Annotated in this window: 15 protein-coding genes; 7 read left to right on the top strand and 8 right to left on the bottom strand. The window is 75.4% G+C overall.

The features are described 5' to 3' along the window. Positions 1 to 153 precede the first annotated feature (153 nt). Positions 154 to 3,006: a hypothetical protein gene (locus HGCM_RS06960; RefSeq protein ID WP_019136130.1), complete on the top strand. Its 2,853-nt coding sequence runs from the start codon at positions 154 to 156 to the stop codon at positions 3,004 to 3,006. A gap of 10 nt (positions 3,007 to 3,016) precedes the next feature. Next, the gene (locus tag HGCM_RS06955) at positions 3,017 to 5,434 is read left to right on the top strand and encodes a hypothetical protein (RefSeq protein WP_026075317.1); all 2,418 of its coding nucleotides are present in this window, start codon (positions 3,017 to 3,019) and stop codon (positions 5,432 to 5,434) included. A gap of 6 nt (positions 5,435 to 5,440) precedes the next feature. On the opposite strand, the gene HGCM_RS06950 is transcribed toward HGCM_RS06955, so the two are convergent. The 7 genes from HGCM_RS06950 to HGCM_RS06915 form a co-directional block, all read right to left on the bottom strand. Beyond that, a complete protein-coding gene (locus HGCM_RS06950; protein ID WP_019136129.1) occupies positions 5,441 to 6,058 on the bottom strand; it encodes an SRPBCC family protein in 618 nt (205 codons plus the stop codon). Continuing rightward, complete coding sequence (locus HGCM_RS06945; RefSeq protein ID WP_019136128.1) at positions 6,055 to 6,408, bottom strand: ArsR/SmtB family transcription factor; 354 nt, start codon at positions 6,406 to 6,408, stop codon at positions 6,055 to 6,057. The genes HGCM_RS06950 and HGCM_RS06945 overlap by 4 nt, the downstream gene beginning before the upstream one ends. Before the next feature lie 108 nt (positions 6,409 to 6,516). Continuing rightward, positions 6,517 to 6,651, bottom strand: coding sequence for a hypothetical protein (locus HGCM_RS20395; protein WP_019136127.1), 135 nt, complete (start codon positions 6,649 to 6,651; stop codon positions 6,517 to 6,519). 39 nt (positions 6,652 to 6,690) lie between these two features. Beyond that, positions 6,691 to 6,813 (bottom strand): hypothetical protein, encoded by a 123-nt coding sequence (locus HGCM_RS20390; protein WP_019136126.1) that lies wholly within the window; start codon positions 6,811 to 6,813, stop codon positions 6,691 to 6,693. Between the two features lie 89 nt (positions 6,814 to 6,902). Further along, the gene (locus tag HGCM_RS20385) at positions 6,903 to 7,025 is read right to left on the bottom strand and encodes a hypothetical protein (RefSeq protein ID WP_019136125.1); all 123 of its coding nucleotides are present in this window, start codon (positions 7,023 to 7,025) and stop codon (positions 6,903 to 6,905) included. A 26-nt stretch (positions 7,026 to 7,051) separates the two neighbouring features. Then, entirely contained in the window at positions 7,052 to 7,174 is a 123-nt protein-coding gene (locus HGCM_RS20380) for a hypothetical protein (RefSeq protein WP_019136124.1), read from the bottom strand. 508 nt (positions 7,175 to 7,682) lie between these two features. After that, a complete protein-coding gene (locus tag HGCM_RS06915) occupies positions 7,683 to 8,990 on the bottom strand; it encodes a helix-turn-helix domain-containing protein (RefSeq protein WP_019136122.1) in 1,308 nt (435 codons plus the stop codon). A gap of 114 nt (positions 8,991 to 9,104) precedes the next feature. Here HGCM_RS06915 and HGCM_RS06910 point away from each other — a divergent pair, with 114 nt between their 5' ends. Both HGCM_RS06910 and HGCM_RS06905 read left to right on the top strand, forming a co-directional pair. Further along, positions 9,105 to 9,575, top strand: coding sequence for an OsmC family protein (locus tag HGCM_RS06910; RefSeq protein WP_019136121.1), 471 nt, complete (start codon positions 9,105 to 9,107; stop codon positions 9,573 to 9,575). 4 nt (positions 9,576 to 9,579) lie between these two features. Then, positions 9,580 to 10,293 carry a hypothetical protein gene (locus tag HGCM_RS06905; protein ID WP_019136120.1) on the top strand — a complete coding sequence of 238 codons (714 nt, stop codon included), beginning with the start codon at positions 9,580 to 9,582 and terminating at the stop codon, positions 10,291 to 10,293. A 20-nt stretch (positions 10,294 to 10,313) separates the two neighbouring features. Here HGCM_RS06905 and HGCM_RS06900 read toward each other — a convergent pair whose 3' ends face one another. Next, a complete protein-coding gene (locus HGCM_RS06900; RefSeq protein WP_019136119.1) occupies positions 10,314 to 11,300 on the bottom strand; it encodes an aldo/keto reductase in 987 nt (328 codons plus the stop codon). Positions 11,301 to 11,323: 23 nt separating this feature from the next. On the opposite strand from HGCM_RS06900, the gene HGCM_RS17365 reads away from it, so the two are divergent. From HGCM_RS17365 to HGCM_RS17360, 3 genes are all read left to right on the top strand, one after another. Beyond that, positions 11,324 to 11,782, top strand: coding sequence for an SRPBCC family protein (locus tag HGCM_RS17365; protein ID WP_019136118.1), 459 nt, complete (start codon positions 11,324 to 11,326; stop codon positions 11,780 to 11,782). Positions 11,783 to 11,915: 133 nt separating this feature from the next. Continuing rightward, positions 11,916 to 12,752 (top strand): dimethylargininase, encoded by an 837-nt coding sequence (ddaH, locus tag HGCM_RS06890; RefSeq protein ID WP_342780265.1) that lies wholly within the window; start codon positions 11,916 to 11,918, stop codon positions 12,750 to 12,752. Then, a partial coding sequence (locus tag HGCM_RS17360) for an aspartate aminotransferase family protein (RefSeq protein ID WP_040398985.1) occupies positions 12,749 to 13,751 on the top strand: 1,003 nt, incomplete at its 3' end. The genes ddaH and HGCM_RS17360, both read left to right, overlap by 4 nt.

The raw sequence follows: 13,751 nt of genomic DNA, 5'->3' as shown, positions 1-13,751 counted from the left end.
CTGCGACGGCAACCCCGACGGAGGGAGCGCTCGCCGAGTCGTTCGTGCGGGTGGGCCTCGCCCCCTCACCTTCATCCTGTCCACGGGTATCAGGACGAGGCCACGATGGACATATCGGGCATCACGCCATCACGCTCCAGCGAGGGGGCAGCGATGTGGCACGACCCGCGCGTCTGGGTGGGGATCACCGCCGCCCACGGGGAGGTCTGGTCCTCGTCGGACGCCGACCTGGCCGACGCCGACCTCCCGAGCCTGCTCGCGGAGCGCCCCGGCCCTGCCGCGCGGTTCGGGGGTGGCCCGGCCGTCGACGCCGTCCTGGGCAGCCTCCAACGCCTGCGGGAGACGACGCAGTCGTTCGAGCAGCAGTGGCTCCCGGTGTTCGTGCGGGCGGACGACGACGAGGGCCGGCGACTCGTCGAGCATCTGCTCGTCTCCGTCCCGCCCGGCGACATCGAGGTCGTCCAGCTCACGCCGCTGGCCGCCCGACGAGGCGAGTTCACGCTGCCGCTGCGGGTCGCGGCCGTCGGCGGGCACGCCGGGTCGCTCGTCGACGACCTCACCGCCCGGCAGAACCCGTGGCTCGGCCAGGACCACCGCACCCCGCCGAGCAGGCGCAGCGCCGGCGTTCCCGACGAGGCGGACCCGCCTGACCTCCTCGTCGTCGACCCGTACTCCTGGCAGGAGGTGGACCCGGCCGTGGCTGCGCGCACCGGCCTGGTCGTGCTCGGCCGGTTCGACGACGACGAGGGCTCCGACGCCCCCGTCGACACGCGCGGCGCGCCCGCCGTCGTCGAGGTCCGCGGCGACTACGGCAGCGTCGTCGAGCTCGTCGACGCGCTGCTGTGGGCGCTCAGCCACGACCGCCCGCTGCACGACGCGGTCCACGACGCCCGCAATCTCGTGGCGTACCGCGGGCTGGCGCCGACCGCCGGCATCCGGCTGGCCGCCAACCCCGAGTCGGTGCACGCGCTGCGGCTGACCTCGGCGTGGAGCGAGCTGGAGCGGCGGTACCGGGAGGTGTCGAGCGCGTTCGGTGCGCTGGCGCGGACGCAGCCCTTCAGCGAGCCCTTCACCGAGGCCTACGGCGGCCTCTACGTCGGCCGCCACATCTCCGACCCGTGGTGGGAGCGCGCCATGGTGGCCTCCGCGCCCGTCGCGGAGTCGGACGTCTCCTGGATCACCTTCGAGCGTGAGAGCCGCGGCCTGTTCCCGCTCGAGGACCTGCGCAGGCGCCTCGAGCGCGCCGAGGAGTTCATCCACGACGCTTCGCGGGACCCCACGTACCAGGACCTCCTCGACGAGGTGGACGTCGAGGCCGCCCCAGTGCGGCTGCTCGAGGTCGGCGTCCGCGAGGTCGGGGGTGCCGGCGGCGCGCCCGCCTCCCCCGCCTACCTCGCGCCGACGGCGGTGCTGCGCCCGCACACCCCGTACGACGTCGACGTGCAGATCGGCCCCGCGTGGGAGCAGAGCATCGTCACGGGCGAGCGGCCGCCGATCGACCCCCTGCTGCCCGACGACCGCGAGGGGCACGAGCTGCAGGTGCACGTGCTGAGCGACGCGGTGGACGTGCCGGAGCCGACGACGACGCTCTGGCTCCCGCCGACGGGCGCCAGCCGCATCGCGACCCTCCGCATCGTCACGCGCTCGCTGGGGCCGACGTGGTTCCGGGTGCTCGTCCACCACCGCAACAACCTCGTGCAGACGGTCCTGGTCACGGCAGAGGTGTCGAGGGAGCTCCCGCGCGTGCCGCAGTACGGCGAGCCCGCGGTCGACCCCAGCGCCCCGGCCCGCCTCGTCGCGACCGTCGACCATGTCAACACCCACCGCTGGACGAACCTCGACGACCTGCCGGAGCGCGACGTCAGCCTCGCGCTCAACGACGCGGGCGGCGCGCACCGGCTGTACGTGACGTCGGAGGGCCTCGCGGAGACGGTCGAGCTCACGGACACGGCGCTCGCCGAGGGTGCGAATGCGGTGCGTGAGGCGTTGGCGGCGATCATCGACGCGCCCGCCGAAGCGGCCGCCCTGCTGCCGCGGCTCGCCCGCGCGGGCCACACGCTCTACTTCGCGCTGCTCCAGCGCCTCGACCCGGCCGCGCAGCGGAAGCTCGACACGCTGCTCGACGGCCAGGAGCGCACGATCCAGGTCGTCCGGGTCGACGTGCAGCAGGCGCTGCCGTGGAGCGCGGTCTACGACTGGCCGCTCTCGGAGGAGATCGCCGGCGTGGACGACCCGCCGGGGTGCCTCGGCACCGTCGACGGGCACCCGTGCGCGCACGACGGCTCGACCGAGGAGGTGTGCCTGCGCGGCTTCTGGTCCATCCGCCACCTGGTGGAGGAGATCCTCGGTGACACGGAGACCCGCGACCGGGTCCTGCAGGTGCCGGTGTCGACGACGGGGACTCTCGTCGCTGCGGGCGTCACCGACCCCGCGCTGGCTACCCTGACCCGGCGCATCGAGGCGCTGTTCACGGCGGGACCCCACGACCGGCCGGACGCGACAACTCGCCTCATGGACCGGCTGTTCGCGGCCAACCACGCCGGGCTCGTCGTGCTCCTGGGGCCCAGCTACGGCCGTGACGTCGTGATCCAGGGTCAGCCCCGCTCGCAGCGCATCGAGCTGACGGTCGCGGAGAGGTGGCTCACGCAGAGCGCCGTGCTGCAGGCGTACCGGCGCAACGCTCGACCGTGGGACGCGTCCGGGCCGCTCGTCGTGCTGCTGTCCTGCAGCACGCTCGCGACGAGCCCCCGGGACCTCACGAGCATCCTCGGGGCGCTGCACGCGTCCTCGGCCGGCGCGCTCGTCGGCGCCGAGGTCGACCTGCACGCCGACCTCGCCGCCGACTTCACCGCCCGCCTGCTCGAGGCGATGCGCCCCGCCGACGGCAGCGCCGGTCTGACGCTCGCCCAGGCGGTCCGGGCCACCCGGCTCGCCTACGCACAGCAAGGAGATCTCCGTGGCATGGTCTTCGACGCCTTCGGTCCGGCGGACCTCGTCCTCGCCTGAGCGCCGCCGCGTGCGGCTCGCCGCGAGCCTCGCGCTCGGGGCGGGGCTCGTCGTCGGCGCCGTCGCGCCCGCGCACGCCGCGGACGACGACCTGGTGACGCTCGGCGGCACGACCTCGGCGACGCTGCCGGCGGTCGAGGTCGCCTCCGCGCGCTTCCCCGTCGTCCCCACCGACCCGAAGGCGGTGCTCACCCCCGAGGTCGTCAGCATCACCTCCGACGGGTTCGAGGTGGTCGCGCCCTCGGCGGTCACCGCGCGGTACGACGACTCGACGCCCGCGCTCGTCCTGGAGGTGCGCACCGACGAGCTGCCGGACGTCGCGACCTACGCCGTCACCGTGCGGCTGACGGCCGGCGGCGGGCAGCGGCAGTCCGTCACGGTGTCGCTCGTGCGTCCCGCGGCGACGCTCACCGTCCCAGCGACGACGACGTGGACCCGCACGACGCCGCTGTGCCTCGGCTCGGCCTGCCTCGTCGACATCCCCTGGCTCGGCACGCCCGCCGACCAGCCGCCGCTCGTCGTCTCGACCGGCACCGACAGCCGCGTGCTCGACCTGCGCGCCCGCCCGGCGCAGGGCGACGCGCCTCGGCTGGAGGTCGGCGCCCCGAAGGCGGGCACCCTCCCGCTCGGCCCGGACGAGGACGTGACGCTCCCCTACTCCGCGGGCCCGGCCGCGCCGGGGTCCGTCGAGCGGACCGCCGCGCTGGTGTCCGACCAGGTCGGCACGGCGACGCCCGTCACCGTCACGGTCGTCACCCGCCGCCCGAACTCGCTCATCGGCCTGATCCTCGTCGGCGGCGTGCTGCTCGGCTGGCTCGTCCGCTCGGTGCTCCCGCTCGCCGCCCGGCGCGCCGAGCGCCTGCGGGCTCGCCAGGCCGTCGACGGCTGGCTCGCGGACACCGAGGCGGCCTACGACGACCGCGCCGTGCACGAGGCGGTCGCGGCGGCGCGCCGGACGCTCGATCGCCAGACGGACGCCGCTGCGCTCGCCACCGCCGAGGCGAGCGTGCGCAGCGCGCTCACTGCGTTCGAGACCCGGTTGGCCGAGCTGTCCGCGAGCGCCAACGCGCTGGAGGTCGCCGCCCGGCACCGGCGCGGCCTCGAGTCGCTCGACGCGCAGCTCACGACGGTCCGCGCGCAGGTCGCTGCGGCGCGCGCGGCGATCGCCGGGCTGCGCGGCGACGAGGCGACGTCCGCGGTGCGCGACGCCACCGCCGCCCTGCGCCGTCTGGTGGAGGGTGCAGGCGAGGCGAGCGCCGCGCCGCTGGCCGACCTGGCCGACGCGCTCACCGGACGGACCGAGGGCGCGCAGGGCGAGCTCGCGCGCGTCGTCGCGACGCTGCAGAGCGCGGTCCCCGCCGCCCCGGCGGCCGACGCGACGGTCGAGCAGCTCGGCACGTACCTCGACGGCCTCAGCCTGGCGTCGCGGTTCAGGGCCGTCGACGCGGCGGTCCGGCAGGTGGCCGCCGAGGCGGCGTCCGCCGCCCGAGCGCTCGGTCAGCGGACTCCGCCGGTCCCGGCGCCGGACGTCGAGTCGTCCGCGCAGGCGCTGCGCACCGCGGTCGACCGTGGTGAGGGCGCCTCGACGGCCCCCGTGCTGCGCCGCCTGCAGGAGGCGTACGACGCGGCCGCGGCTCCCCTGGGCGCGGAGGTCGCGGCGCGGGTCGCGCGAGGGGACGTCGCGGCCCTCGCGTCGCAGCACCTCGGAGCGGGCGGCGACGACGCGGCCGGCCCGGTCGAGGTCGACCTGAGCGGCGAGACGAGCCAGGTGACGACCGTCGGGCCTCCCGTCCTGACGCCGCGCACGCTGTCCCTGCCCGCCGCCGCGGCGCTGGCACAGCTCGGCGCCGTCGGGCTGCACACGCTCGTCGCCGTCGTCCTCGTCCTCGTCACCGGCTACGCGCTGTTCCTGCCCGACTGGCTCGGCACGAACGCTCAGCTCGGCCAGGTCGCGGTGTGGGCGTTCGCCGTCGACACGTCGATCGCGGGACTCGCCCTCCTCGCCGCCCAGCGCACGGGCCCGACCGCGGCCGGTCCCACCGGCGCGCCGACCACGCCGGTGGCCACTCCCGGCGCGACCACGACGACGACCGTCACGACCGAGCAGCCGCAGCCGGCGGGCGACGAGGCGGCGGCAGCGCAGCCTCCCGCCGCCCCGGCACCGGCACCGCCGGCGCCGGGACCGGCGCCGGTCGTCCAGCCGGTCGACGAGCCCGTCGGCGAGCCGGTCGACGAGGCCGTCGACGAACCGGGCGAGGACCACGCCGACGAGGCAGGGCCGGTTCTCGCCGCGGGGGGCGACGGCGCACCGGACGCGGGCGCCGACGTCGCGGACGGTGAGCCCGCCGTGCCCGTCGACCTCGCCGCCGGCAACGGCAACCCGCAGGGCGGCGCCGCCCACGGGGCGGGGCCGCAGGGCCGCGCGTGACGCCCGTCAGGCCTCCGGCAGCACCGTGTACTGCTGGATCGCGACGGCCCGCGCCTCGGCGACCTGCTCGGGGGTCGCGGTACCCGACGCCTCGACGGCGGCCGTCCACCGGTCGATCGAGCCCGCGTTGAACTCGATCACCTCCGGGGTGTTCGCCGCCTCGAACGGGTCCCCGATCACCCCGCCGCGCAGGTGGATCGCCAGCCCGAGGAACGCCCCGTCCCAGCCCGGGCCCGGGTAGAGCGCGCCCGCGCCCGAGCCGGCCATGGCGAGCGGCACCTCGTGCGCGAGCACGAGGGTGGTCCGGTCGCCCTCCGGCGTGAGGCGCAGGTCGACGATGCTGTCCGGGCCGCCGAACGTGAGGCTCAGCGACGCCGGCGGCTCGCAGCGGCGGATCTCGCCGCCCGCGTTGCCGTGGATCTGGAACGTGCCGCCCTCGCGCAAATCGCCGCTCACGGGGGCGAACCAGCGGGCCAGGCGGTCGGGCGTGGTCAGCGCGTCCCACACGTCCGCCGGCTGGGCGTCGTACGTGCGGGTGAGCGAGACGACGACCGTGCCGTCGCCGGGCCGCACGTCGCGGCGGATGGCCTCCAGCTCGGGCAGCAGGTCGAAGATGAGCGTCATCGGTCGGTCCTCTCGGGGTCGGCGAGGCGCCGCTCCCGGCGCCCCCGGGCGAGCTCGGTGCCGAGGGCGTCGAGCCGCTGCGACCAGAACGCCCGGAAGGGCTCCAGCCACCGGTCGACGTCCTGCAGCCCCGAGGGGTCGACGGCGTAGAGCCGCCGGGCACCCTCGGGCCGCACGCGCGCGAAGCCGCTCTCGCGCAGCACCCGCAGGTGCTGCGACACGGCCGGCTGGCTGATGCCGAACTCCGCCCGGACGGCGTCGGTCAGCTCACCGGCCGGGCGCTCCCCGTCGGCCATCAGCTCCAGGAGCCGACGACGGACGGGGTCGCCGAGGACGTCGAACGCGTGCACGAGCCCATTGAATCAGCCCGCGCTTATATAAGCCAGACCCGAACCGTCGTTCGTGCACGCCCGACCGCGCCGGCGCCGGGCCGGCGGGCGGGTCGGGTCACACGGGCGTCAGCTCTCGATGGTCTTGCAGCACGGCGCGAGCCGTGCGACCTCGGGGTCGTCGTCCGCGGCGGCCGGGCCGGCGGCGACCAGCCCGAGGAGCGCGGAGACGGCGAGCGTGACGGCGAGGGGTCTGCTGGTCATAGGGCGATCCTGGCCGCGCGGGGCGGCCGCGTACACCTCCTACTTGCAGCAGGGTGCGGCGGCCGAGATTGGGGCCTCGGGAGCGGCGTACGCGGCGGTGACGCCACCGAGGCCGAGCACGGCGGCGGCGGTCAGGACGAGGGCGGTGAGCTTCTTGTTCACGGGGTTCTCCAGGTGTCTGCGACGAGGGTCGTTCGGGTGGGCATCGGTCGCCGTCGGTGCACCGGGGGTGGGCTCCGACCGCGACGCGGTCACTTGCAGCAGGGCGCGTCCGCCAGCACCTGCGTCTGCGGTGCGGCGGTGGCCGAGACGACGCCGGCCGAGCCGAGCACGGCGGTGGCGGCGAGGACGAGGGCGGCGAGCTTCTTCGACATGACGGTTCTCCGGTCTCGGGGGCGGGTCAGAACTGGGTCTTGCAGCAGGGCGCGGCGACGGTCTCGCCGGACGCCGAGGCGGAGGTGGCGCCGGCCAGCCCGAGGACGGCGACGGCGGCGAGGACGAGGGCGGTGAGCTTCTTCGACATGGGGTTCTCCTGGTGTGCGTGGTGGGGGTGACGGGACGAGCGGGAGCTCAGAACTGGGCCTTGCAGCACGGCGTGGCGGTGACCTCGCCGGAGGCCGAGGCGGACGTGGCACCGGCCAGACCGATGACGGCGACGGCGGCGAGCACGAGGGCGGTGAGCTTCTTCACGGGGGGTGACCTCCTGGTCGGGCGTCCAGGACCGTCCCGGACGCAAGACGATCGTCCCTAGCCGTGTACTAGGGCGCAATGACGCAGGCAACGACGGGGTAGACATCACGCTGTGACGTTGCCGGTCGCGCACCGTGACCGACGGGTCCGGGCGGGCAGGAACGGGGCGATCAGGGGCGATGCGGGCCGCCGCACGGGCGGCGAACCGTCGCGAGGCGGCTCAGCGGCGCCCGATCGGGGCCCGTCGTCGTCCGGGCACGACGACGGCCCGGTTCACCCAACCGGGTGACCGGGTCAGCGCGCTCGGCGCCGCCCGCGACGACGAGGTCGCGGGCCCGCCGTCAGCGCGGCGGGACCGGCAGCGTGGTCCGGATGCCCGCCGCGGACAGCGCGCGGGAGTACGCCTCGACGACGCGCGCGTCCTCGTCGCCGGCGATGCGCAGGCGGTCGCCGATGCGGCGCCAGACCGTCGCGGCGCTCCGGCCGGACGAGATCATGTCGAGCAGCTCGGCGGCGGAGCGGAACTCCTTGACGGCCTCGGTGCGCGCGTCCAGCGCGAGCAGCGCGTCGCCCAGCGCCTCGTGCGCCGCGGCCGCGTCGCGCCGGACGCCGCCGCGCAGCATCTCGACCGCCTCGGACGCGTACCGCAGCGCCTCGCGCGCGTCACCGAGCAGCAGGTGCGCCCGCGAGCGCACCGACGCGGCCCGCGCGAGCTCGACCTCCGACTCGCCGATCTCCAGCGCGGCCTGCGCCGCGTCGAGCTCCGCCAGCGCCTCGGCGGGCCGCGGCGGGTCCACGGTGACGAGCAGCAGCGCGCGGTCGAGCCGCAGGCGCGGCAGGTCGCGGTCCACCTCGTCGGCGCCCGCGAGCGCGATCGCGGCCTCGAGCTGGTGCAGGGCGTCGTCCGAGCGCCCGAGCGCGTCGTCGATGAACGCGAGGTTCCAGTGCACGGACGAGACGGCGCGGGCCGACCCGACCTCGCGCGTGCGCTCCAGCAGCTGGTTGCCCCGGAACCGCGCGTAGGTGGTGTCACCGCGGGCGATGTACGCCCACAGCAGCGTCGACTCGAGCCGGACGACCTCGTCGGACCCCTCGGCGTGCTCACGCAGCCGCTCGAGGTCCTCCTCGCCCTTCTCGATCGCCCGCTGCAGGTCCGCGGCCTCCGTGAGCGCCATGACGGCGCGCATCGACGCGTACGCCGCACGCGCGTACCGGCCGGCGGCGCACAGCTGCTCCACGACGTCCTGCAGCACCTCGACCGAGTCCTCGAGCCGGCCCGCGAGGTCGAGCGCCTCGGCGTGGGCGAGCCGCACCTTCGTGGCCTCGTCGACGTCGACCCGCGCGAGCTCGACGGACGCGAGCACCGCGACGGCGTCCGCCGCCCGGTCCTGGCGCATCAGCCGGCGCCCCTCGGCGAGCGCCTGCTCCGCCTGCTTGTACCCCGGCGCGTCCACGCCCTCGTGCAGGTACTCCACCGAGACACCCAGCGCGCGAGCCACCCGCTCGAGCGCGTCCGGGCCCAGCGCACGCGTGCCGCGCTCCACGTGGGAGATGTAGCTCTGGTGCACGTCGGCGGCGCGAGCGAGGCCGGACTGGCTCAGCCCGGCACGCTCGCGCGCCTCACGGATCCGACGGCTCAGCGGCGACACGGCACTCACGATAAGGAGCCCGGCACCTGCACGGAAAGCGCTACGGCCGTCAACCTCCCGATGCTGCCGCCTCTTCTCCGGGTCCGCGTCGCCCGAACGTGTGAGAATCGCCGGATGACGACGCAGCAGCAGGCCGCGGCCGACGCGGCTCCGGACATCACCAAGAACGCCGACGGCACCCAGCTCTGGGTCGAGCGCACCGGGGTGCGCGAGTACGTCGGCCACAGCAGCCGCGGCGGCGAGGTGCGCCTGGCCGACATCTCCCAGCCCGGCGCGTTCACGCCCGGCGAGCTCATGAAGATCGCGCTGGCCGCCTGCTCCGGCTTCGCGACCGACCAGGCCGTGCGCCGGCGCCTCGGCGACGACGCCGCGGTGACGATCCGGGTCACCGGCCTGGCCGACGAGGCGAGCGACCGCTACCCCGCGCTCGCCGAGACGTTCGAGGTCGACCTCTCGGGCCTGGAGCCCGCCGAGCGCGACCGCCTCCTGACGGTGCTGCACCGCGCGATCGACGAGCACTGCACGGTCGGCAACACCCTCAAGGCCGGCGCCGACGTGCAGCTGACGATCGCCGGGGAGCGCTGAGGCGGTGCCCCGCATCATCGAGGCGGCGCTCGCCAAGGCGGTGACGGTGCCGTCCGCGACCATCCACGCGCACGTGGAGCGGCTGCGGCGCAAGAACCCCGAGGCGACGCCGGAGGAGATCATCCGGCTGCTCGAGCGCGAGTACCTGCTCGTCGTGCAGAGCGCGGGCGGCGCGGTCGGCGCCGCCGCGGCGGCCCCCGCGGTGGGGACGACGGCGGCGTTCGTGCTCACGTCGAGCGACGTCGCGACGTTCTTCGCCTCATCCGCCGCCTTCGCGCTCGGGGTCGCGAGCGTGCACGGCATCGAGATCGAGGACCACGAGCGGCGCCGCTCGCTGCTGCTGACGACCGTGCTGGGCGACTCCGGGGCGAAGGCCGTCGCGGACATCACCGAGATGCGCGCGGGCTCCACGGCGCGGCTGCTGCTCACGCGGCTGCCCATCTCGACGGTGAAGCGGGTCAACACCGCGCTCACGCGCAAGATGATCCGCACCCAGCTGGGCAAGCAGACCGGCGTCGCCCTCGGGCGGATGCTGCCGTACGGCGTCGGGTTCGTCGTCGGCATCGGCGGTGCCCGCGCGCTCGGCAAGACCGTCATCAAGGGCGCCCGCGCCGCGTTCGGACCCCCGCCGCCGCACTTCCCCCGCACGATCGAGACCGACGCGTCGCCGCTGACGATCGACGCGCCGGGCCGCCCGCTGCTGCCGCCCACGCGCTGACGCGTGGGCGGCCCGGCGGGTCACCAGCGGTCGTGCACGTGCTCCCGGATGCGCTCGTCGTAGATCCGCTCGAGCGCGCTCAGGCGCACGTCGTCGAGCGGCGCGACGTCCGCCGCCGCGGCGTTGGCCCGCGCCTGCTCGGGGTTGCGCGCGCCCGGGATGACGACGCTGACGCCCGGCTGGTCGACGACCCACCGCAGCGCGAGCTGCGCGGTCGTCACGCCGGCGGGCGGCAGCTGCGCCACCTCGCGCGCCGCGGCGACGCCCACCTCGAACGGCACGCCGGCGAAGGTCTCGCCCACGTCGAACGCCTCGCCGTGGCGGTTGAACGAGCGGTGGTCGTCGGGCGCGAACTGCGTCGTCTCGTCGTACTTGCCGGAGAGCAGCCCGGACGCGAGCGGGACGCGCGCGATGATGCCGACGTTCGCGTCGATCGCGGCCGGCAGCACCTGCTCGAGCGGCTTGCGGCGGAAGACGTTGAGGATGATCTGCACCGTGGCGACGTGCGGCCGGGCGATCGCGGCGAGCGCCTCGTCGACGGTCTCCACCGAGACGCCGTACGCGGCGATGCGCCGCTCCTCGACGAGCGTGTCGAGCGCGTCGTACACCGCGTCGTCGGAGAACACCGGCGTCGGCGGGCAGTGCAGCTGGACGAGGTCGAGCGTGTCCACGCCGAGGTTCTCGCGCGACCGGTCGGTCCAGGCGCGGAACGCGTCGAGGGTGTACGCCTCGGGCACGTGCGGGTCGGCGCGACGGCCCATCTTGGTCGCGACGGTGATCCCCTCGCGGCCCCGCTCGGCCAGGAACCGGCCGATGAGCCGCTCCGAGCGGCCGTCGCCGTACACGTCCGCCGTGTCGAGGAACGTCACGCCCGCGTCGACCGACGCGGCGAGCACCTCCAGCGCGTCGTCCTCGTCGACGCTCCCCCAGTCGGCCCCGAGCTGCCAGCAGCCCAGACCCACGATCCCGACGGCCTTGCCCGTCCTGCCCAGCACGCGCTCCTGCATGGCTCCGACGCTACCGTGAGGTGATGGGTCCCGCTGTCGTGCGCCGACACCTCCCCCTCCCCGTCGACGACGCGTTCACGCTGGTCACGGACCCGCAGGCACACTCACGGTGGATCCCGCTCACGGTGGTGCACGCGGACGGCCCGCTGCGGGCGGGCGGGCGCATCGTCGGGATCTCGGGCCCGTTCGCCGCTCGGGGGCACGGGCTCGTCGACCGGATGGTCGTCGAGCGGGCCGACCCGGCGGGGGGCTCCGAGCGTGTCGCGGTCTACCGCAAGGTCGGGCCGGTGCTGCTCGGCGAGGCGCGGCTGGAGGTCCGCGCGGAGGGCCCCGGCTCCCTGGTGACGTGGGTGGAGGACGTGCACCTGGCGCGGCTGCCGCGGCGGCTGACGGCTCCGGTGCTGAGGCCGGCGTTCGTCGTCATGACGTGGTGGGCGCTCGCGCGGGCCGCCCGCGAGGCACGCGCAACGGATCAGCGCTGAGGCCGCGCGCCACGCAACGGATCGCGCCTCGATCCGCAACGCAACGCTGATCTGGTGCGCCACCCCGAGCCCTACGCTCAAGCCAACCGCCGCGGCGCTCCAGCCGCCGCGCGGCGCACGCACTCACCCCCGGGTGCGTCCCACCGAGCCTCGAGGGGAGAGCCCGATGGCACGTCACTACCTCATGTGCGAGCCGCGCTTCTTCACGGTGTCCTACGAGATCAACCCGTGGATGGACCGCACCCGCCCGACCGACGCGTCCCTGGCCGTCCGCCAGTGGCAGCGGCTGCGCGACACCTACCGCGACCTCGGGCACACGGTCGACGAGATCGAGCCGATCGACGGCCTGCCGGACATGGTGTTTGCGGCCAACGGCGCCACGGTGGTCGACGGGGTCGTCTACTCTGCGCGCTTCCGGCACCCCGAGCGCGAGGCCGAGGGCCCGGCGTACCAGAAGTGGTTCGCCGACCGCGGGTACGTCACCCACACCGCCGCCCGCACCAACGAGGGCGAGGGCGACCTCCTCGTCGTCGGCGACGTCGTCCTCGCCGGCACCGGCTTCCGCACCGACCCGGCGGCGCACGCCGAGGCGCAGGAGCTGTTCGGCCGCCCGGTGATCTCGCTGGAGCTCGTCGACCCGCGGTTCTACCACCTGGACACGGCGCTCGCGCCGCTGACCGCCGACAACGTCGCCTACTACCCGCCCGCGTTCTCCCCCGGCAGCCGACGGGTGCTCGAGCAGCTGTACCCGGAGGCCGTCATCGCCTCCGAGCGCGACGCCGAGGCGCTCGGGCTCAACGCGGTCAGCGACGGCACGCACGTCGTGCACGCGCCGGACGCGGTGGACCTCGCCGCGCAGCTGCGGGAGCGTGGGTTCGAAACCCTCGCGGTGAACACCAGCGAGCTGCTCAAGGGCGGCGGCGGCGCCAAGTGCTGCACGCTCGAGATCCGAGAGGCGGTGCGGCGATGACCCTCCTGACGACCGACGCGACGACGCCGGCGGCCCACTCGTCGAGCGTGCTCGCGCCGAACTACCACCCGCTGCACGTCACGGTCGCCTCGGCCGAGGGCTCCTGGGTGACGGACGTCGACGGCCGCCGCTACCTGGACCTGCTCGCCGGGTACTCGGCGCTCAACTTCGGCCACCGCCACCCGGCGCTCGTCGCCGCGGCGAAGGACCAGCTCGACCGGGTGACGCTCACGTCGCGCGCCTTCGACCACGACCTGCTGCTCCCCTTCGCGCGGGCGCTGACCGACCTCGTCGGCCCGCTCGTCGCGGGCGAGCCGATGATGCTGCCGATGAACACCGGCGCGGAGGCCGTCGAGACCGCGATCAAGGCCGCGCGCAAGTGGGGCTACGAGGTCAAGGGCGTCCCGGCGGACCGGGCGACCATCGTCGTCGCGGACGGCAACTTCCACGGCCGGACGACGACGATCGTGTCGTTCTCCACGGACCCCGACGCGCGCACCGGCTTCGGGCCGTTCACGCCCGGCTTCCGCGTCGTCCCCTACGGTGACGCCGCCGCCCTCGAGGCCGCGATCGACGAGACGACGGTCGCCGTGCTGCTCGAGCCGATCCAGGGCGAGCAGGGCGTCGTCGTGCCGCCCGACGGCTACTGGTCGGCCGTGCGCGCCGTGACGACGGCCGCCGACGTGCTGCTGGTCGCGGACGAGGTGCAGTCCGGCCTCGGCCGCACGGGCACCACGCTCGCGTCGGAGTACTTCGGCGTCCGGCCGGACCTCGTCACGCTCGGCAAGGCGCTCGGCGGCGGGATCCTGCCCGTGTCCGCGGTCGTCGGACGGGCGGACGTGCTCGGCCGGCTGACGGCGGGCACGCACGGCTCGACCTTCGGCGGCAACCCGCTCGCGTGCGCGGTCGGCCTCGCCGTGGTGGAGCTGCTGGCCACCGGCGAGCCGCAGCGGCTCGCGCAGGTCCGCGGCGAGCAGCTCGGCGCCCGGCTCGACGCGC

Origin of the sequence: Cellulomonas massiliensis JC225, from assembly GCF_000312005.1 — a bacterium.
GTDB lineage: Bacteria > Actinomycetota > Actinomycetes > Actinomycetales > Cellulomonadaceae > Cellulomonas > Cellulomonas massiliensis.
Note: the sequence above shows the minus strand (reverse complement) of the source record. Positions and strands in the feature narration are given on the sequence as shown.